This window comes from Falsiroseomonas sp. (assembly GCF_030695085.1).
Lineage (GTDB): Bacteria > Pseudomonadota > Alphaproteobacteria > Acetobacterales > Acetobacteraceae > Falsiroseomonas.
This window is the reverse complement of sequence record NZ_JAUYTS010000204.1, coordinates 20785-39442: the sequence shown is the minus strand read 5'-3', so window position 1 is coordinate 39442 and position 18658 is coordinate 20785. Positions and strand designations below refer to the sequence as shown.

The window sequence follows — 18658 nt, the reverse complement described above, 5'->3', positions numbered from 1 at the left end:
TGGCGGCCTGGGGTGCCGCGGCGCCTTCGGTCACCTGCGGCGTGGGCGCGGACAGCAGCTGGGCGCCGGCCGGCGCGGTCAGCAGCAGCGGCGCGCCGAGCAGGGCGGCGGCAATGAGCAGGCGAATCGTGTTTCGCATGGTGGGTCTTCCTCTCCGGATGCAGGGACTCGCGGCGGCCGGGGGGAATCGCCTTCGATTCGCGCAGACTGCACGCGGCCTCCTGTCCGCGGCATGGGGTGGCGCTGAATTCTGCGTAACCGTCAGCCGGTGATCTTCGCCGGGTCGGTGTTCGACCCGCACAGCACCACCGCGACGCGCGCCGCGGCGGGCGGGATGAAGGCGCCGCTGACCAGCGCGGCCAGTGCCGCGGCGCCGCCCGGTTCTGCCACCAGGCGCAGCGCGGACCACAGGCGGCGCTGCGCCTCCGCGATCGCGGCATCCGGCACCAGCACGGCCTGCGCCACATGCTCCCGGGCCACGGCAAAGGACAGCGCGCCGATCTGCTTCGCCCCCAGACTGTCCGCCGCCAGCCCGCCGACCGGCGCGGGCAGCGGGCGGCCGGCGGCGAGGGCATGGTGCAGCGCCGGGCAGCCCTCCGGCTCCACGCTGATGACCTGCGCGCCCCTATCCGCGTACCAGGCGGCGATGCCGCCGATCAGCCCGCCGCCGCCGGTCGCCACCAGCACATGCGTCGCCTCCGGCGCGTCCTGCCACAATTCCATGCCGACGGTGCCCTGCCCGGCCAGGATCTCCGGCTGGTCGTAGGCGTGCACCAGCAGCGCCCCGGTCTCCGCCGCGCGGGCCTCGCTGGCGATGCGCGCCTCGTCATAGGCGGCACCGATGCGGTGCAGGGTGGCGCCGTAGCTCTCGATGCGGTCGGTCTTGGCGGCAGGCGTCGCCACCGGGCAGAACACCTCCGCCCTGTGGCCCAGGGCGCGGGCGGCGTAGGCCACCGCGGCGCCGTGATTGCCGCCGGATGCGGTGACCACGCCCGCTTCCGGCACCGCCAGCGACAGCAGCCGGTTGAAGGCCCCGCGCGGCTTGAAGGAACCGGTGGCCTGGAGCAGTTCCAGCTTCAGGATCAAGGGGATGGACAGCCCGAGATCGGCGCCCTCCAGCCGCATCACCGGGGTGCGGCGGATATGGGGGGCGATGCGGGCGGCGGCGGCCTCGATGGCGGCTTGGCTGGGGTCTGGCATGGGCGCGAAGCTGGCAGCGGCCATCCCCCCTGGCAACCGGGGCTGGCAACCGGGGCTGGCAACCGGGGCGCGCTCAAGCCGAGTCCTCTTTAACCCTCGCCACCTTTCTGCCATGGTCCGCCGCCCTGGCTAAGGTGAAGTATCTGTCATGTCACTGCACGGGTCCTGCGTGGCCCTGGATGAGGAAGGCGTTCTGATCCTGGGACCATCAGGCAGCGGCAAATCCGACCTGGTCCTTCGCCTGCTCGGCCGGGGCTGGATGCTGGTGGCGGATGACCAGGTGGAACTGGTGGCGGAAGGTGAGGCGCTGCGGGCCAGCGCGCCGGCGCCGCTGCGCGGCATGCTGGAAATCCGCGGCCTTGGCCTGATGCAGGACCTGCCGGTGGCAGGCCCGGTGCGGCTGCGGCTGGCGGTGCGGTTGCTGCCGCCGGATGCCCCCCTGCCCAGGATGCCGGAGCCGGAATGGTACAACGCGCTTGGCCGCGCGGTGCCGCAGATCGCGCTGCGCGGCCAGGAGGCCTCGGCGCCGGACAAGCTGGGTTTCGCGCTCGCCACCGCCTGCGGCCGGGCCCGCATGGCGGCCGGCGCCCTGCAAGGCCGGCCCCCGGTATGAACGCCGGTATGAACCCCGGTATGAACCGCGGACCGCGCCCGGTGCTGCTGGTCACCGGCCTGTCCGGCGCCGGCAAGGCCAGCATTCTCCGCACGCTGGAGGATCTGGGCTTCGAGACGGTGGACAACCCGCCGCTGCAAATCCTGTCGGAGCTGGTGGCGGATGGCGATGCGCCGCTGGCGATCGGCGTGGACACCCGCTCCCGCGGTTTCGACGCCTCGATCCTGCTGGACCAGATGGCGCGGCTGCGCGCCGATCCGGGCATCGCCGCCAACCTGGTCTTCGCGACGGCGGAGGAGCCGGTGCTGCTGCGCCGTTTCTCCGAAACCCGCCGGCGCCACCCGCTGGCGCCCGGCGGTGCGCTGGGCAGCCGGGTGACGGAGGGCATCGCGCGGGAAGCCGCGCTGCTGGCGCCGCTGCGGGATGCGGCAGATTGGGTGGTGGATACCTCCGAATTGCCGCTGCCGGAGCTGCGCCGGATGATCGAGCGGCGTTTTCAGCCGGAGAATGCGGTGGGGCTGGCGCTCGGCATCGTCTCATTCGGCTTTCCGAAAGGACTGCCGCGCGAGGCGGATCTGGTCTGGGATGTGCGCTTCCTGCGCAACCCGCATTACGACCCGGCCTTGCGGCCGATGACCGGGCGCGATGCGCCGATCGCCGACTTTGTCGAGTCCGATGCCGCCTTCACCCCATTCTGGGACCGCATGACCGGGATGATGGAGCTGCTGTTGCCCCGCTACGCCGCAGAGGGGAAGAAGTATTTGACAGTCGCCATCGGCTGCACCGGCGGGCGGCACCGCTCCGTCCTTGTGGCGGAGCGTCTGGCAACCCATCTCGCGTCTCTTGGCTGGCGGGTGGATTTGATCCACCGCGAATTGGCCACCCCTCCGACTTCACCGGGAGGGGCATTGGTTGCGGGGCGGGAGGCCCTGTCGCACACATCATGATCGGTCTTGTGCTTGTCACCCACGGCCGTCTCGCCGAGGAATTGCGCCTCGCCATGGAGCATGTGGTCGGTCCACAGGGCGCCGTCGCGACGGTCTGCATCTATCCCGAGGACAAGCTGGAAGCGCGGCGGGAGGATATCCGCCACTGCATCGCCCGCGTCGACCAGGGCGATGGCGTGGTGGTGCTGACCGACATCCTCGGCGGCACCCCCTCGAACCTCGCCTTCCAGCTCTGCGACCATCGTACGGTGGAGGTCATCGCCGGGGTGAACCTGCCGCTGCTGGTGAAGCTCGCCAAGATCAGGGGCAGTGAGCCCTTGCCCGAAGCCGTTGCCCATGCCACCGCAGCCGGGCGGAAATACATCGCCAGCGCGGCGGATATGTCCGAAGGGGGGCGGTCCCTGTCCTCCAACGGTCACGCCACGCCCGATGCAGGCCCGAAAAGGGACGATCCATGAACGAATGGCCCGACGAAGCCGGCGAATCCAAGGCGGGCGCCCAGCCCAACGCTGGCGCGGTGGAACCTGGACCTTGTGGCTGCGACAGCTCCGGCGGGCTGGCGATGCGGCAGACGGTGAAGATCATCAACAGCCGCGGCCTGCACGCCCGCGCGGCGGCCAAGCTGGTGACGGTCGCCGAACGCTTCTCCGCCTGCGTCAACGTCTCGCGCCACGGGCAATCCGTGCCGGCGTGTTCCATCATGGGGCTGATGATGCTGGGCGCCGGCCAGGGCAGCGAAGTGGTGGTGGAGGCCGAGGGCTGGGACGCCAAGGAGGCGATGGAGGCGATCATCGGCCTGATGGAGGCCGGCTTCCATGAGGATTAGCATCCGGGACGCCAGCCGGGACACCAGCCGGGGCCTCAGATGAAGGCGGAAAAGCCCGAAGCGCCGAAGCGCGCCCCGCGCCGCATCAAGGAAACCGTCATCCGGGGCATCCCGGTGTCGCAGGGCATCGCCATCGGCGCGGTGTTCGACACCACGGAACCGCCGGCCGAAGCCCCCCGCCGGTCCATCGCCGAATCGGCGGTGGATGGCGAAAAGCAGCGCCTGGCCGCAGCCGTCACCGCCTCCCGCAAGCAGGTGGCCAAGCTGAAGATGCGCCTCGGCGTGCTGCCGGAGGAAGCGCAGGAAGAACTCGAGCCGCTGCTCGATGCCTACGCCATGATGCTGGGCGACAGCCGCCTGATCCGTGGCGCCCGCAAGCGGATCGAGCATAATTTGCTCGCCGCCGAGACCGCCGTGGCGGATGAGGCGGATGCGATCGCTGATGTCATCCTCTCCGCGAAGGATGACGACAAGGCCGGACTGCGCCGCCGCGCCGGGGAGGTGCGGGAGATTGCCCGCCGCCTGACCCGCAACCTGACCCAGAACCCCTTCCGCAGCTTCAAGGACGTGCCCGAGGGCGCCATTCTGGTGGCGGAGGAAGTGACGCCCGCCGATGCCGCGCTGCTCGACCCCGCTCGCATCGCCGGCGTGGCGACGGAGGAGGGCGGCGCCGATGGGCATACCGCCATCATGCTCCGCGCGCTGGGAATTCCGGCGGTGCTCGGCGCGCATGGGCTGACGGAGGCGGCGCGGCGCGGCGACCAGATGGTGCTGGACGGCGCCGCCGGCACCATTGCGCTCCACCCCACCGCCGCCACCCTGGCGGACGCCAAGGACCAGGTCGCCGGCTATGCCCGCGAACGCACGCGGCTCGCGAAACTGCGGCGCCTGCCGGCGGTGACCACGGATGGCGAGCAGGTGGAACTGCTCGCCAACATGGAGATTCCAGCCGAATTGCCGCTGATCGCCCAGGCCGGCGCGCAGGGTATCGGCCTGCTGCGAACCGAATTCCTGTTCATGAACCGCGAGGATCTGCCGGACGAGGAGGCCCAGATGGCCACCTACGCCCCGATCGTCGAGGCCATGGCCGGCGACCCCGTCACCATCCGCGTGCTGGATTGGGGTGGGGAGAAGGACATGCAGGCGCTGGCGGCGGGGATCGAGCCGCTGCATTCCAGCCCCAACCCGGCCCTCGGCCTGCGCGGCATCCGCATGTTGCTGAAGCGGCCGGAACTGCTGGAGGCGCAGTTCGCCGCCATCCTGCGGGTGGCCGGTGCGGTGCCGGACAGCGTGGTGCGCGTGCTGCTGCCGATGGTGACCATCCCGGCCGAGGTGAAGCAGGCGCGCGAGATCTATGAACGCGTCGCCCGCCGCCTGCGCCGGCGCGGCGAGAAGCTGCCGGAGAAACTGCCCGAACTGGGCGCGATGATCGAGACGCCGGGTGCCGCGCTGGCGGCCGATGCCATCGCGCTGGAGGCCGATTTCTTCGCCATCGGCACCAATGACCTGGCGATGTACACGCTGGCGGTGGATCGCGGCGATGCCGAGGTCAGCCATCTGTACGACCCGCTGCACCCGGCGGTGCTGCGGCTGATGCAATTCGCGACCGAGGCCGCGCTGCGGCTGCGCATGCCGGTTTCCGTCTGTGGCGAGATGGGCGGCAATCCACGGCTGGTGCCGCTGCTGCTGGGCCTCGGCATCCGCTGCCTGTCGATGAATGCCAGCGCGATTCCCCGCGTGAAGCAGGCGGTTCGCGCGCTGGATATCGGCGATTGCGCGCGCTTTGCCCGGCGGGTGATGGAGCAGTCGGACCCGGCGCGGATCCGCGAACTGGTCGATGGCTTTGCCACGGGCGTGACGGAACGCGGCTGAGGCGTGGCTGCGCTGGGGTCAGGGAAAACGCCCAGTATCACGGCGGCGTGATGGGCGGCCACTTTGTTGCCATGCGGGGGCCACCCATGTGCCCCGGCACGCCGGCGGAATGAGCGGGCACCAAGGTTGAAGGACCTGCCGCATGCGCACCATCCGCCGCGCCGCCGTCACCGGCCTCATGGCCGTCTGGCTCGCCCCGCTTTCGGCCTTCGCGGATGCCGGCTGCGCCAAGCCCCGCAGCATCGAGATCGTGCTGGAGGATCAGCGCGGCCAGCCGGCGACGGAGGCCTCGCGGCAGGATGAACTGCGCGAGGCGCGCCGCCGCCTGCTGCGTCGCGAGGGCTGAACCATAGGGTGTGATCGTCTTAGGCGAATCGCCGAAAGACCTGAAAACAATAGGCTAGAATCTGTCAGACGCTTCTATCTGCGCCTGACAGATTCGAGCCCCGCCGGAACGCCACCAGCAGGTTGTTCGCCGGCATCGGCGTGACGCATGGCGCACCGAAGCCCGCCGTCGCCGCGACCTCCGCCACATCCTCCAGCCGCCGCAGGCCCCAGGCCGGGTCGCGGGCGCGCAGGCTGGCGTCGAAATCGAGGTTGCTGGGCGCTGTCTCCACCCCGGCCTGGAGATAGGGGCCGTACAGCACCAGCGGCGCGCCTGCGGGCAGGATGCGGGCCGCGCCGTGCAGCAGGCCGGGCGTGGCGGCCCAGGGCGCGATGTGGATCATGTTGATGCAGACCACCGCATCCGCCCGGTCCAGCGGCCAGTTGGCCGCGGCGGCATCCAGCGCCAGCGCGGGGCGGATGTTGGGCTGGCCGGCACACCAGGCATCGATGCTGGCGCGGGCATCGGCTTCCGGGTCGCTCGGCTGGAACACCAGGCCCGGCAGCGCCTGCGCCAGATGCAGCACATGCTCGCCGCTGCCGCTGGCAATCTCCAGCACCAGGCCCGCCTGCGGCAGCAGCGGGCGCAGCGCGGCCAGGATCGGGTCCCGGTTGCGGGCAGCGGCGGGGGCGGTGCGGCGCGGGTCGCCAATGGGGGTCATCAGGGCCGTTTCGGCCGTGCTGGCGAAGACGTCAACCGTCCGTCATCGCAACCGGTTGCACTGCGTCTTGAACTGCCGCGCGCGCTGGTTGCATCCTGCACACCGAAGCGGGTCGCCAAGATCCGCATGGAGGGGATACCGACATGGTCCGAACCCGTTTCGCCGCGGCCGGGATGCTTGCGGCGCTTCTGCTGGCGCCGGCTGTCCAGGCCCAGCAGGCTCCTGCCGCCGCCCCTGCCCCCGCCTGGGCCAGCGGCCGCGAAGGCAGCGGCATGGCGCCCAACCTGGCGCCGCACGCCCCACGCCTGACCGTGACGCCGCGGGACCAGCTGCCGCTGTCCTCCATCCGCCTGCCGCAGGGCTTCACCGCCGAGATCTACGCCCATGGCATTCCCGGCGCGCGCATGATGGCGGAGGGGCCGAATGGCACCATCTTCGCCGGCAGCCGTACCATCGGCCGGGTCTATGCCATCACCCGCAACGCGGACGGCACCACCCGCACCCGCACGCTGCTGCAGGGGCTGACCCAGCCCAACGGCCTCGCGGTGCTGGATGGCAATCTGTACGTCGTCGCCATCAACCGGGTGCTGCGCTTCGACAATATCGAGCAGAATCTGGACAATCCCGGCAGCGGCACCGACCTGACCGCCGCCTTCGACCTGCCGACCGAGGAGCATCACGGCTGGAAATTCGTCACCACCGGGCCGGATGGGCGCCTGTACATGAATGTCGGCGTGCCCTGTAACATCTGCGACTTCGACCGCGACAGGTTCGCCCTGCTGGTCTCCTTCCGCCCCGATGGCAGCGACCGGCGGATCGAGGCGCGCGGCATCCGCAACAGCGTCGGCATGGCGCTGCACCCGCAGACGCGGGAGCTGTGGGCCACCAACAACGGCCGCGACTGGGCCGGCAACGACCTGCCGAACGATACGCTGCACCGCATCCGCCGCAGCGGGGAGGATCACGGCTTCCCCTACTGCGTCGGCGACTGGGCCGATCCGGGCGCGCCGGCACAGCGTAACTGCAGCGAATTCGAACAGCCTGCCGCGATGCTCGGCCCGCATACCGCCGCACTCGGCATGCGCTTCTACACCGGCACCATGTTCCCCGAGGCCTATCGCAACCAGATCTTCATCGCCCGCCGCGGGTCCTGGAATCGCGAGCAGCTGAGCGGCTTCGACGTGGTGGTGGCGAAGCTGGACGGCGAAGGCCGCGTCACCGCGGTGGAGCCCTTCCTGCAGGGCCTGCGCGATGATGCGAACCAGCGCTTCCTCGGCCGCCCGGTCGATGTGCATGTGCTGGGCGACGGGTCGCTGCTGGTGGCGGAAGAACAGTATGGCGCGATCTACCGGATCACCTACCGCCAGTGATTCTTCTTCGAATCGCCCTGCCGGCGGTCGTCCTGGCCGCCGCTACCTTCACCCCCCCCGCCCTCAGCCCCGCTGTCGCGCAGGATGCGGCGCGGGGGGCCGCCATCGCCGCCGAACGGAACTGCGCGAGTTGCCACGGTGCGGCCGGGGTCAGCGAGTTGGCGAATATCCCCTCGCTGGCCGGGCAGCCGGCGGAGTTCATCACCCTGCAGATGATCCTGTTCCGCGAAGGCCTGCGCCAGGCGGCGCCGATGAACGAACTGTCGCAGGGGCTGGAGGACCAGGCGGTGGAGGATCTGGCGGCGCATTACGCCAGCCTGCGCGCCGTGGCGCCGCCCGACCTGGCACCGCGCGATGCGGCGCTGGCGGAACGCGGCCGGGCACTTTCCACCGCCCTGAATTGCGGCGTCTGCCACCTGCCGGACTATAGCGGCCGCAACCAGATCCCCCGCATCGCCGGGCAGCGGGAGGATTTCCTGCGCCACACCCTGGCGCAGTACCGCGACAGCCAGCGCCGTGGCACGGACACCAACATGAATGCCGTGATGTATGGCGTGTCGGACGACGCCATAGCCGCGCTGGCGCACCATCTGGCGCATCAGCCGGCGCGGCCGGAGTAGCGTCCCGCCGCGCGCTGCGGCATGAGGACGCATGGATGACCTGATCCTCCGCTTCGGCGTCGCGCTGGCCATCGGCCTGCTGGTCGGGCTGGAGCGCGGCTGGCGGGAGCGGGAGGAGGCGGATGGCCGCCGCACCGCGGGCATCCGCACCTATGCCATCTCGGCCCTGCTGGGCGCCATCTGCGCCGCGCTGGCGGCCAGCCTCGGCTCGGGGCTGGTCCTGGCGGCGGGCTTCCTCGGCTTCGCCCTGGTGTTCGGCTGGTTCCAGGCGCGGGAGGCGGTGGCGGAGAACAACCTCAGCGCCACCAGCGCCATTGTCGGCCTGTGCACCTTCGCCCTCGGCGCGCTGGCGGTGGCCGGCGACCAGCGCGCGGCGGCGGCCGGCGGCGCCGCGCTGGCCGCGGTGCTGGCGAGCCGGGAGGTGCTGCACCGGGCGGTGAAGCGGCTATCCTGGGTGGAACTGCGATCGGCGCTGATGCTGGCGGTGATGACCATGATCATCCTGCCGCTGCTGCCGGACCGCACCATCGACCCCTGGGGCGGCCTGAACCCGCGCGAGATCTGGTTCTTCACCGTCCTGACGGCGACCATCTCCTACATCGCCTACATCGCCGCCCGCATCCTGGGGCCGCGGCGCGGCGTGCTGGCGGGCGGGCTGCTTGGGGCGGTGGTGTCCTCCACCGCCGTCACCGTGGCCTTCGCCCGCAGCGCGGCGGCGGGTGCGTCCGGCGGACCGATGGCCGGGGCGGCGGCGCTGGCGGGCATGGTCTCCGTCCTGCGGGTGGTGGGGCTGGTGCTGATCCTCAATCCGGCCGTGCTGCCGGCGATGGCGCCGGCGGCGCTTACCGCGGCGCTGACCTTCGCCATTTGTGGCGGGCTGCTGATCTGGCGCGGCGGCGGCGCGGCGGATGCGGCCGGCCTGGCCCGCAATCCCTTTGACCTGGTGCCGCTGCTGGTCTTCGCCGCCGGCTTCGCCGTGGTCTCCACCGCCAGCGCCGCGCTGGTCGGCCAGTTCGGCGCGGGCAGCCTGCTGGGCAGTTCCGCGCTGTCGGCGGTGTTCGATGTCGATGTCGCGGTGCTGAGCGCCCTGCGGCTGGGCGACTCGATTCCGCGCGCCGCCATCGGCCAGGCGGTGCTGGCGGCGCTGGCGGCGAATGCGATGGGCCGGCTGCTACTGGCCTCCCTCGCCGGGCCGCGCGCTTTCGCCTGGCCCCTGGCAGGCGCCACGCTGGCGGCGCTGGGCACTGGCGGCGCCGCGTATTTCCTGGTCTAGCGCAGCGCGATGCGGCCATCGAGCCGCGGCGCCACCTGGCCGAGCGCGGCCAGATGCGCGGCGAAGGCATCCTCCAGCGGCTGGCCCTCGTCATAGACCTCCAGCGCCCGGTCGCGCAGCATGGTGTAGCCATCGCCGCCACGGCGGACGAAATCATTGGTCGCCAGCAGGTAATCCGCCTCCGGATCGATCGGGCCGGGGCGGCGGGTGGTGGTGATGCGGGCCTCGCCGATGCGCTGCCCGGCGGGCGCCAGCGGGTTCCAGCTGAAGGCCAGCCCCGCCACCTGCGGAAACCGCCCGCTGCCGGGGGTGGAGACACCATTCTCCAGCGCCGCCAGCAGATCCCGCCCGCGCAGCCGCACGGTGGCCAGGGTGTTGGAGAAGGGCAGCGTGCTCAGCACATCGCCCAGTGTGATGGCGCCGTCGGGCAGCCCGGTGCGGATGCTGCCGGCATTGGTCAGCGCCAGGTCGGCCCGCGGCACGGCGCGCAGCAGCGCATCGGCCAGCAGGTTGCCCACGGCGCATTCGCCCATGCGGCAGGTGGTGTTCTGCAGCCCACCGGCCGATTGTGCGACGAATTCGGCGCGCATCGCGGCCAGCGGTTCGGCGAATCGCGCCACCAGGGCCGCCGTGGCCGGGTCCTGCGGCATCGCCTCCGTGATCTCCTCCGCCCCGCCGCCATGCGCCGCGACGCGGCCATCGCTGGCGAGGTCGAGATCAAGCCGCCCGCGCCAGCGGCCGAGCGCCCCGGCCTGCACGATCCGCACCGGGCGATCCGCGCCCTCCATCAGCAGCGGCGGGCTGACCAGCGTGTGGGAATGGCCGCCGATGATCACGTCGATGCCCGGCACCGCCGCCGCCAGGGCGCGATCCGCCCCCACCCCGCGATGCGACAGCACCAGGATGGTGGCCGGGCCGCCGGCGCGGATGGCGGCGATGGCCCGCGCGGCGGCTTCCTCCGCCGCGGTGAAGCGGAGGTTGGGACCGGGGGAGGAGATCTGCGGCGTGGTCTCCAGCGTCAGCCCGATCACGCCGATTCGCGCGCCACCCACCGTGAAGACGGCGAACGGCGCCACCAGCCCCGCCAGCGCCGGCTCCCGCGCCACATCCATGTTGGCGGCGAGCAGCGGCGCACCGAGGGCGCGGGCGAAGCTGGCCAGCGCCTCCGGCCCGCCATTGAAATCATGGTTGCCGGGCGCCATCGCCTGCACGCCCCATTGCCGCTGCACCGCCGCCTCGGCCAGCCCCTTGTGCCGCGTGTAGAACAGGCTGCCGAGGAACTGGTCCCCCGCATCCAGCGCCAGCACGCCGCGCCCTTCCGCCACCGCCGCGTGGCGCGCCGCGTGGAAACTGGCCACCAGCCGCGCCGCGCCGCCGCCGCAGGGCGCCCCCGTGCGGCAGGCGGCGCCGGAGGCTTGCGTGCCCTCATGCCGGCTATGGAAATCATTCAGGTGCAGCAGCGCGACGCGCGCGGACGCCTGCGCCGCGGCCGCGCGCAGGGCAGGGGCGGCGAGCGGCAGGCTGGCCAGAAGCTGACGGCGGCGGATCATCGCCCTGTCCCCCTATGCATGCCGCGCGCATAGCCGATCGGGTGCGTGCGGTCATGCGGCTTCGCGCGGCGTCATGCGGGTGTCACGCACCGGGCCGCGCACGCCGATCTGACCGCAACGATTGGATTCATTCCTCCCTTCCGGGTTGCGGGCATGGACGCGGAGGTTGATATCCGCCCTCTTGTTGCCACGCCGCCAGTCGAGACTCCCCAGCGGAATGCAGGTCTATCTCCCGATTGCCGAAATGTCGGTCGATGCCCTGCTGTTGCTGGGCATCGGCTTTGGCGTGGGCTGGCTCTCGGGCCTGTTCGGCGTCGGCGGCGGGTTCCTGTTGACGCCGCTGCTGATCCTCATCGGCATTCCCTCGACCGTCGCCGTCGGCTCCGGCGCCAACCAGACGCTCGGCGCCTCCGTCTCCGGCCTGATCGCGCAATGGCGTCGCGGCAATGTCGATTTTCGAATGGGCGCGGTGCTCATCATCGGCGGCTTCTTCGGCTCATTGGTCGGCGTGCAACTGTTCGCCTGGCTTCGCCGCGCCGGGCAGGTCGATCTGGCGGTGGCCATTTTCTACGTGGTGGTGCTGGGCAGCGTCGGCGCGCTGATGGTGCGCGAGAGCCTGGCCGCCATCCTGCGGCGCAAGCGGGCCCGCCCGGCGCGGCTGCATGAGCACCTCTGGATGCACGGGCTGCCCTTCAAGATGCGGTTCCGCAAGTCGCGGCTCTACATCTCCGTCATCCCGCCGCTCGGCATCGGCTTCGCCATCGGCGTGCTGTCCGCCATCATGGGCGTTGGCGGTGGCTTCATGCTGGTGCCGGCGATGATCTACCTGCTCGGCATGCCGACCGCGGTGGTGATCGGCACCTCGCTGTTCCAGGTGGTCTTCGTCACCGCCAACGTCACCTTCCTCCAGGCCATCCAGGTCGGCAGCGTCGATATCGTGCTGACGCTGCTGCTGCTGGCGGGCGGTGTTTCCGGCGCGCAGTTCGGCGCCGCCATGGGCACCAAGCTGCGTGGCGAGGAAATGCGCGCCCTGCTCGGCGCGCTGGTGCTGGCCGTGGCGCTGTCCCTGCTGTGGGACCTGCTGCGGGTGCCGGAGGCGCTGTTCGTGATAGGCCCGGTGCCATGAAGCGCCTGCTGGCCGCCCTGCTGCTGGCACTGGCCCCCATGGCTGCGACGCCAGACGCCGTGGCGCAGGAGGCGGCGCTGGCCCCACCCTCCCTGGCCGCCGAGCTTTCGGTCAACCGGGTCGAGGTCACCACCGCCTTCTCCGGTTCCGAGATCCTGGTCTTCGGCGCCACGGAACGGCTGATCGGGCCGGAAGGCGATGAGGTGGTGGTGCTGGTCATCGGGCCGGAAACCTCCGCCATCGTGCGCCAGAAGGTCAGCGTCATGGGCTTCTGGGTGAATGGCGCGGCCGCCCGTTTCAACCGGGTGCCGAGCTACTGGGCGCTGGCCTCCACCCGCCCGGTGCCGGCCATGCTGGACCGGGTGGAGCGCGCCGAGCTGCGCCTGGGGCTGGACCAGCTGCCGCTGGTGCAGCTCGGCGCGCAGGGGCCGACCTTCCGGCTGGCGCTGGCCGATCTGCAGCAGGATGCCGGGCTGTGGGTGGACCGGGACCGGCCGATCCAGGTCTCCGGCGGCCGCCTGTTCCATGCCCGCCTGCCGCTGCCGGCAACCGTGGCGCATGGCATCTACCAGGTGCAGGTGATGCTGGTGCGCGACCGTCGCGTGGTGGCACGCCAGGAATTGCGGCTGGATGTGGTCCGCACCGGCACCGCCGCCTGGATTGCCGACATCGCGCGGGAACAGCCGGTGCTGTATGGCATTGCCTGCATTATCCTGGCGGGCCTCGCCGGCTGGATCGGCAGCGTCGTGTTCCGGCGCGGCTGACCCACCGCGCCTCCGCCGGGGATTTGGGGGATCGAGCGAATGGGTGAGACGGCGGAAGCCGCGCAGGCGCGGCGCGACCGGGTCTTCCTGGTGGTGGTGGATGACAGCCCGGAACGCAGCGTGGCGCTGCGCTACGCGGCACTGCGCGTGCGCAAATCCGGCGGCCGCATGGCCCTGCTGCGGGTGATCGAGCCGGCCGGCCAGGTGGAATGGGCGGGGGTTGGCGCCATGCTGGCCGAGGAACGGCGGGAGGAGGCGGAGCGCCTGCTGTCCGGCCTGGCGGCCGAGGTGAATGAACTGACGGGCGGCCTGCCGATCCTGCTGATCCGCGAGGGCGATCCGCGGGACGAGTTGCTGGCGCTGCTGGCCGAGGACCCGCGCATTTCCATCCTGGTCTTGGCCAGCGCGACCGAGGGCGGGCCCGGCCCGCTGATCCAGGCCCTGACCGGCCGCTACGCCACCAAGCTGCTGGTGCCGATGACCATCGTGCCCGGCGGCATGAGCGATCCCGAACTGGACCGCGTGACGTGATTCGTGCCCTCAAGCGCCGGGCGGCCGCTCCGCGGCCTTGGCTCGCCGCATAGGCGGCGGGCGCCGTTCGGCGCCTCGGCCCGCCGAAGGGGCGGGCCGCGTTTTCGATGCCCTCAAGCGCCGGGCGGCCGCGCCGCGGCCTTGGCTCGCCGCATAGGCGGCGGGCGCCGTCGGCGCCTCGGCCCGCCAAGGGGGCGGGCCGCGTTTTCGGTGCCCTCAAGCGCCGGGCGGCCGCTCCGCGGCCTCGGCCCGCCGAAGAGGCGTGCCGCCTTATGGGGTACGCGGCTGGTTGGATCAGTTCCTTGGCGCTGCTGGTTGCAGCCCGCGGTAAAACGGACCACATAGGTCTGGTATCGCCAGCACCGCGAAAGCGACAGAAATGTTCATCGAAACTGAAGCCACGCCGAACCCCGCCACGCTGAAATTCCTCCCCGGGCGGGATGTCACGGGCAGCCGTGGCACCGCCGACTTCACCGCGGCCGAGGACGCCACCGGCCGCAGCCCGCTTGCCGCACGCATCTTCGCCGTGGGCGATGTAGCGCGCGTCTTCCTCGGCCAGGATTTCGTCACCGTCACCAAGACCGAGGAGGCCGAGTGGCAGATGCTGCGCCCGCGCGTGCTCGGTGCGGTGATGGAGCACTACCTGGCCGGCCTGCCGGTGATGGAAGGCGAGGACGCCGCCGCCGAGGAGGAGGATTTCGACGCCGAGCACGGCGAAATCGTCGCCCAGATCAAGGAATTGCTGGACACGCGTGTGCGCCCGGCGGTGGCCGGCGATGGCGGCGACATCGTCTTCCGCGGCTTCCGCGACGGTGTGGTGCGGCTGCACATGCAGGGCGCCTGCGCCGGCTGCCCCTCCTCCCGCGCCACGCTGAAGCACGGGGTCGAGACGATGCTCCGCCACTACGTGCCGGAAGTGCTGCGCGTGGAGCAGGTCGAGGCCTGACGCACCGCCGCCCGCGCGACTACCAGACACGCCGCTCGCGGCGACTACCACACACGCCGTCCAGCCTTCATTCCGGGCGGCGATGACGACCATCGCGGCGGAGGATTGGCCCGCCGCCTGGCGTCGCCCTATCTCCGTCCCGGCAACAGCCTGACGGAGATTCCATGACCGACCGCGCCACGCTCGACGACCAGGCCCTCGACACGCTGTTCCGGGAAGCCCGGACCCAGAACGTATGGCAGGACCGGCCGGTGCCGGACAGCAAGCTGGAGGAGATGTACAACCTCCTCAAATTCGCGCCCACCTCGGCCAATGCGTCCCCGGCCCGCTTTGTCTTCATCCGGACGGAGGAGGCGAAGGCCCGGTTGAAGGAGGCGCTGTCCCCCGGCAATGTCGAGAAGACCATGACGGCGCCGGTCATCGCCATCGTCGCCCACGACACGGCCTTCTACGACAAGCTGCCCTTCCTGTTCCCCCATGCCGATGCGCGGTCCTGGTTCGCCGGCAACCCGGCACTCGCCGAGACGACCGCCTTCCGCAACGGCACGCTGCAGGGCGCCTATCTGATCATGGCCGCGCGCGCGGTGGGCCTCGATGCCGGCCCGATGAGCGGCTTCGACAATGCCAGGCTGGATGAGCTGTTCTTTGCCGGCACGACCTGGAAGTCCAACTTCCTGGTCAATCTCGGCTACGGCGACCCGGCCGGCCTGTTCCCGCGCAGCCCGCGCCTGAGCTTCGACGAGGCCGCGCGCCTGGAATAGCAGGCAGGTGCAGGCGCCGGCCCTGGCCGGCGCCGTTTCGCTCAGGCCGCCTGGGCGCGGCCTGCGGTGGGGTCCAGGCGGTAGCCACCGCCCTCGGTCACCAGGAGACGGGCATTGCTCGGGTCCGGCTCGATCTTCTGGCGCAGGCGGTAGATGTGGGTCTCCAGCGTGTGCGTGGTGACGGCGCTGTTGTAGCCCCACACCTCGTTCAGCAGGATCTGTCGCCCGACCGGCCGGCCATTGGCGCGGTACAGGTATTTCAGGATGGCCGCTTCCTTCTCCGTCAGCCGGATCTTCCGGTTGCGCGCCGCATCCAGCAGCATCTTGGCGGAGGGGCGGAAGGTGTAGGGGCCGACGCTGAAGACCGCATCCTCGGAATTGTCGAACACGCGCAGTTGCGCGCGCAGCCGTGCCATCAGTTCGGAGACGCGGAACGGCTTCGCGATGTAGTCGTTGGCGCCGGAATCGAGGCCGCGGACAATATCCTGCTCGCCATCCGCGCCGGTCAGCATCAGGATCGGCATGCGCAGCCCCTGCTTGCGAAGCCGCGCGCAGAGGTCGCGCCCATCGCCATCCGGCAGGCCGATATCCAGCACCACCGCGTCGAAGCGCGCATCTTCGGCCGAAAGGCGGGCCAGGGCTTCCGCCGCGGTACCGGCCTCCGTCGCGGAGAACTCACCATCATGGGCGAGTTGTTCCACGAGCGTCTGCCGCAGGGCATCGTCGTCGTCCACGACGAGGATAGGACGTGGACCGGACATGGTAGCTCCCGTATCTGTGAGGCCCCGTGACAACGGGTCTGGGGCGGATCGGTTTCACGTCTCCGTGCCGTCGCCACCCGATTTAGATGGCGGAACAGACCGGTGCCGGCAAGCGAATTTGCACTGGCGTAGGCGTGATCAGCAAGTGCCGCAATCTCAGACCCGGCATTTACGCTGGCCTGGCCCTGTTCTCCCGCCGCGAATCGTTTTTCTTGTGGCAGTCCCCCCTTTCAAACGCCTTTGGCGCGCCACATTCGAAATCGCCAATGGGCGGCATATGGAACGCCAAAAAAATCACATGAGCAGCATGGCCCCGATCCTTTCCCAGCGCCCCCAAGGCGCGAATGATGCCGCTTCGCCCGATGCCAGGGTCGTCGCCCTGCGCGCCGTTCACCGGGCCGCCAGCGAATTGCGGCGTGGCACCCCGATCCTGCTCAGCGGGCCGGAAGGCACGCTGGTGGTCGCGGCGGCGGAGACCGTCTCGGCTCGCGGCCTTGCCGAACTGGCGGCCGCCGCGCGCGGCCCGGCCGTGCTCCTGCTGGCGCCGGTGCGCGCCGCGGCGGTGCTGAACCGCCCGGTGCCGCAGGCGCTCGGCGCGGCGGCGATCGGCACGGCTTCGGAGATGGGTGTGGTGGCGCTGCGCCTGCCGCCCGGCCTGCTGGACCCGGCGGCGCTGCGGTCCCTGGCCGACCCGACGGCGGAGCGCCTGCTGCCGGAACAGCCCGAACGCACCACAACGCCGCCGCAGGCGCTGCCGGCCATCGCGCTCGCCAAGCTGGCCCGCCTGCTGCCCGCGCTGGTGGTGGCCCCGGCCGCCGAATCGGCCGCCGCGCGGCTGGATTTGCTCTCGGTGCAGGCAGCCGATGTCAGCGCCTACCCCATCGAGGCCCCGGCCAGCCTGACCCGCGTGGCGGAAGCGCGGGTGCCGCTGGAGGATGCGCCGGAGGCCCGGATCATCGCCTTCCGCGCCGCGGATGGCGGCATTGAGCATCTGGCGATCCTGGTGGACAGCACGGCCCCGGGTCCCGAGGGTGCCGTCCCTGGTGCCCCGCTGGTGCGGGTGCACTCGGAATGTTTCACGGGGGATCTGCTGGGCAGCCTGCGCTGCGATTGCGGCCCGCAGCTGCGCGGTGCCATCCGCCGCATGGCGGCGGACCCGGCGGGCGGCGTGCTGGTGTACCTGGCGCAGGAAGGCCGCGGCATCGGGCTGGTCAACAAGTTGCGCGCCTACACGCTGCAGGACCAGGGGCTCGACACGCTCGATGCCAACCGGGCGCTGGGCTATGGCGCCGATGAGCGTAATTTCTGGGTGGCAGCCGAAATGCTGCGCGCCATCGGCGTGAAGCGGGTGCGGCTGCTGACCAACAACCCGGACAAGCTCGCCGGCCTTGCCGCCTGCGGCATCGAGGTGGAGGGCCGCGAAGCCCATCAGTTCGAGGGCAATGGCGTGAATGACGGCTACCTGGAGACCAAGGCCCGCCGCATGGGCCACCTGCTGACCTGACCGGCCTGCTGGCATGCCGGTTGCTCCGCTGGCGCGGATTGCCAGGAGCCGGATGCCATGGAACCCGTCGCGCCACGCGCACCAGCCGAGATCCTGCCACGCCTCGGGCCGGATGAGCATGTGCCAACCCCCGGAACGCTCAGCTTCGATGAGGTGCTGCGCGCGTTGAACCCGCTGCATCATCTGCCGGTGGTGGGCAGCATCTACCGGGCGGCGACAGGCGAGACCATCAGCCCGGCGCTGCGCGTGCTGGGGGCCGCGGCGTTTGGCGGGCCGATCGGCATGCTTTCCACCGCCGTCTTCGCCGCCATCGAGGAATTCACCGCGACACCGGCCGCCCAGCCCGGAACCGCGCTGGCCAGCCGCCGCGACAGGTCGCGGGCCCCGGCCGCATAGGGCATCCTGCGCCGGCTGCGGAGGAGACGATGTATGGATGACACGGGCTGGGCCTTGGCGACGGCGGATGGCCAGTTCCGCTTCCAGGGCCGGACGCTGCGCTGCGCGCTCGGCAAGGGCGGCGTGGTGCCGGCGGCACGCAAGCAGGAAGGCGATGGCGCCACGCCGGCCGCGCGCCTGGCGCTGCGCCGCCTGCTGTACCGCGCCGATCGCGGCCCGCCGCCCGCCTGCGCCGTGCCTGTGGAACCGCTGGCGCCGCAGGATGGCTGGTGCGACGATCCCGCCGACCGTGCCTATAACCGCCCCGTCCAGCTGCCCTTCGGCGGGCGGCATGAGGCGCTGTGGCGCAGCGATGCGGTGTACGACCTGATCGGCATTCTCGGCTGGAACGACGCCCCGGTGGAGCGCGGCCGCGGCAGTGCCATCTTCCTGCATCTGGCCCGGCCCGATTACGCGCCGACCGAGGGCTGCGTCGCGCTGTCCCTGCCGGATCTGCGCCAGGTGCTGGCGGCCGGGCTGCGCGGGGTGGAAGTTCGGCTGGATCCTTGAAGA

Annotated in this window: 22 protein-coding genes; 18 read left to right on the top strand and 4 right to left on the bottom strand. The window is 71.2% G+C overall.

The window, feature by feature from the left end; genetic code table 11:
- Window positions 1-261: 261 nt before the first annotated feature.
- Complete coding sequence (locus Q8S40_RS21555; RefSeq protein ID WP_305672042.1) at window positions 262-1200, bottom strand: serine/threonine dehydratase; 939 nt, start codon at window positions 1198-1200, stop codon at window positions 262-264.
- Between the two features lie 148 nt (window positions 1201-1348).
- Between Q8S40_RS21555 and Q8S40_RS21550 the strand changes: the two genes are divergently transcribed.
- The 6 genes from Q8S40_RS21550 (at window position 1349) to Q8S40_RS21525 (ending at window position 5804) form a co-directional block, all read left to right on the top strand.
- Window positions 1349-1813 carry an HPr kinase/phosphorylase gene (locus tag Q8S40_RS21550; protein ID WP_305672041.1) on the top strand — a complete coding sequence of 155 codons (465 nt, stop codon included), beginning with the start codon at window positions 1349-1351 and terminating at the stop codon, window positions 1811-1813.
- Between the two features lie 20 nt (window positions 1814-1833).
- Window positions 1834-2760: an RNase adapter RapZ gene (rapZ, locus tag Q8S40_RS21545; protein WP_305672040.1), complete on the top strand. Its 927-nt coding sequence runs from the start codon at window positions 1834-1836 to the stop codon at window positions 2758-2760.
- Complete coding sequence (locus Q8S40_RS21540) at window positions 2757-3218, top strand: PTS sugar transporter subunit IIA (RefSeq protein ID WP_304816116.1); 462 nt, start codon at window positions 2757-2759, stop codon at window positions 3216-3218. Before rapZ ends, Q8S40_RS21540 begins: the two co-directional genes overlap by 4 nt.
- 104 nt (window positions 3219-3322) lie before the next feature.
- Window positions 3323-3586 carry an HPr family phosphocarrier protein gene (locus Q8S40_RS21535; protein ID WP_304816166.1) on the top strand — a complete coding sequence of 88 codons (264 nt, stop codon included), beginning with the start codon at window positions 3323-3325 and terminating at the stop codon, window positions 3584-3586.
- Window positions 3587-3625: 39 nt separating this feature from the next.
- On the top strand, window positions 3626-5458 hold the full coding sequence (gene ptsP, locus Q8S40_RS21530; RefSeq protein WP_305672039.1) for a phosphoenolpyruvate--protein phosphotransferase: 1833 nt from the start codon (window positions 3626-3628) through the stop codon (window positions 5456-5458).
- Window positions 5459-5600: 142 nt separating this feature from the next.
- The gene (locus tag Q8S40_RS21525) at window positions 5601-5804 is read left to right on the top strand and encodes a hypothetical protein (protein WP_304816119.1); all 204 of its coding nucleotides are present in this window, start codon (window positions 5601-5603) and stop codon (window positions 5802-5804) included.
- Between the two features lie 64 nt (window positions 5805-5868).
- On the opposite strand, the gene Q8S40_RS21520 is transcribed toward Q8S40_RS21525, so the two are convergent.
- Window positions 5869-6504: a DUF938 domain-containing protein gene (locus Q8S40_RS21520; RefSeq protein ID WP_305672038.1), complete on the bottom strand. Its 636-nt coding sequence runs from the start codon at window positions 6502-6504 to the stop codon at window positions 5869-5871.
- Window positions 6505-6647: 143 nt separating this feature from the next.
- Between Q8S40_RS21520 and Q8S40_RS21515 the strand changes: the two genes are divergently transcribed.
- Genes Q8S40_RS21515 through Q8S40_RS21505 form a run of 3 tightly spaced genes read left to right on the top strand, consistent with a single transcriptional unit; the run spans window position 6648 to window position 9767 of the window.
- Window positions 6648-7874 (top strand): sorbosone dehydrogenase family protein, encoded by a 1227-nt coding sequence (locus tag Q8S40_RS21515; RefSeq protein WP_304816122.1) that lies wholly within the window; start codon window positions 6648-6650, stop codon window positions 7872-7874.
- Window positions 7871-8494 carry a c-type cytochrome gene (locus tag Q8S40_RS21510; protein ID WP_305672037.1) on the top strand — a complete coding sequence of 208 codons (624 nt, stop codon included), beginning with the start codon at window positions 7871-7873 and terminating at the stop codon, window positions 8492-8494. Before Q8S40_RS21515 ends, Q8S40_RS21510 begins: the two co-directional genes overlap by 4 nt.
- Before the next feature lie 31 nt (window positions 8495-8525).
- On the top strand, window positions 8526-9767 hold the full coding sequence (locus tag Q8S40_RS21505) for a DUF4010 domain-containing protein (protein WP_304816126.1): 1242 nt from the start codon (window positions 8526-8528) through the stop codon (window positions 9765-9767).
- Here Q8S40_RS21505 and Q8S40_RS21500 read toward each other — a convergent pair.
- Entirely contained in the window at window positions 9764-11317 is a 1554-nt protein-coding gene (locus Q8S40_RS21500) for a bifunctional UDP-sugar hydrolase/5'-nucleotidase (RefSeq protein WP_305672036.1), read from the bottom strand. The two genes, Q8S40_RS21505 and Q8S40_RS21500, sit on opposite strands and share 4 nt — an antisense overlap.
- Before the next feature lie 217 nt (window positions 11318-11534).
- Between Q8S40_RS21500 and Q8S40_RS21495 the strand changes: the two genes are divergently transcribed.
- The 5 genes from Q8S40_RS21495 to Q8S40_RS21475 all read left to right on the top strand — a co-directional run bounded on the left by Q8S40_RS21495 (window position 11535) and on the right by Q8S40_RS21475 (window position 15445).
- Window positions 11535-12443, top strand: coding sequence for a sulfite exporter TauE/SafE family protein (locus Q8S40_RS21495; RefSeq protein WP_304816129.1), 909 nt, complete (start codon window positions 11535-11537; stop codon window positions 12441-12443).
- Window positions 12440-13207, top strand: coding sequence for a TIGR02186 family protein (locus Q8S40_RS21490; RefSeq protein ID WP_304816131.1), 768 nt, complete (start codon window positions 12440-12442; stop codon window positions 13205-13207). Before Q8S40_RS21495 ends, Q8S40_RS21490 begins: the two co-directional genes overlap by 4 nt.
- A 39-nt stretch (window positions 13208-13246) precedes the next feature.
- Entirely contained in the window at window positions 13247-13738 is a 492-nt protein-coding gene (locus Q8S40_RS21485) for a universal stress protein (RefSeq protein ID WP_305672035.1), read from the top strand.
- 379 nt (window positions 13739-14117) lie between these two features.
- Window positions 14118-14684: a NifU family protein gene (locus tag Q8S40_RS21480; protein WP_305672034.1), complete on the top strand. Its 567-nt coding sequence runs from the start codon at window positions 14118-14120 to the stop codon at window positions 14682-14684.
- A gap of 164 nt (window positions 14685-14848) precedes the next feature.
- Complete coding sequence (locus Q8S40_RS21475) at window positions 14849-15445, top strand: malonic semialdehyde reductase (RefSeq protein ID WP_305672033.1); 597 nt, start codon at window positions 14849-14851, stop codon at window positions 15443-15445.
- Between the two features lie 41 nt (window positions 15446-15486).
- Here Q8S40_RS21475 and Q8S40_RS21470 read toward each other — a convergent pair whose 3' ends face one another.
- On the bottom strand, window positions 15487-16206 hold the full coding sequence (locus Q8S40_RS21470; protein WP_304816137.1) for a response regulator transcription factor: 720 nt from the start codon (window positions 16204-16206) through the stop codon (window positions 15487-15489).
- Between the two features lie 86 nt (window positions 16207-16292).
- On the opposite strand from Q8S40_RS21470, the gene Q8S40_RS21465 reads away from it, so the two are divergent.
- From Q8S40_RS21465 to Q8S40_RS21450, 4 genes are read left to right on the top strand one after another with little or no spacing between them, the layout of a single operon-like run.
- Window positions 16293-16508, top strand: a complete 216-nt coding sequence (locus tag Q8S40_RS21465) for a hypothetical protein (RefSeq protein WP_305672032.1) — start codon at window positions 16293-16295, stop codon at window positions 16506-16508.
- Window positions 16505-17710 carry a GTP cyclohydrolase II gene (gene ribA / locus Q8S40_RS21460; RefSeq protein WP_305672031.1) on the top strand — a complete coding sequence of 402 codons (1206 nt, stop codon included), beginning with the start codon at window positions 16505-16507 and terminating at the stop codon, window positions 17708-17710. The genes Q8S40_RS21465 and ribA overlap by 4 nt, the downstream gene beginning before the upstream one ends.
- Window positions 17711-17767: 57 nt before the next feature.
- Window positions 17768-18106 (top strand): hypothetical protein, encoded by a 339-nt coding sequence (locus Q8S40_RS21455; RefSeq protein WP_305672030.1) that lies wholly within the window; start codon window positions 17768-17770, stop codon window positions 18104-18106.
- Window positions 18107-18139: 33 nt separating this feature from the next.
- Complete coding sequence (locus Q8S40_RS21450; RefSeq protein ID WP_305672029.1) at window positions 18140-18655, top strand: L,D-transpeptidase; 516 nt, start codon at window positions 18140-18142, stop codon at window positions 18653-18655.
- Window positions 18656-18658: the final 3 nt, after the last annotated feature.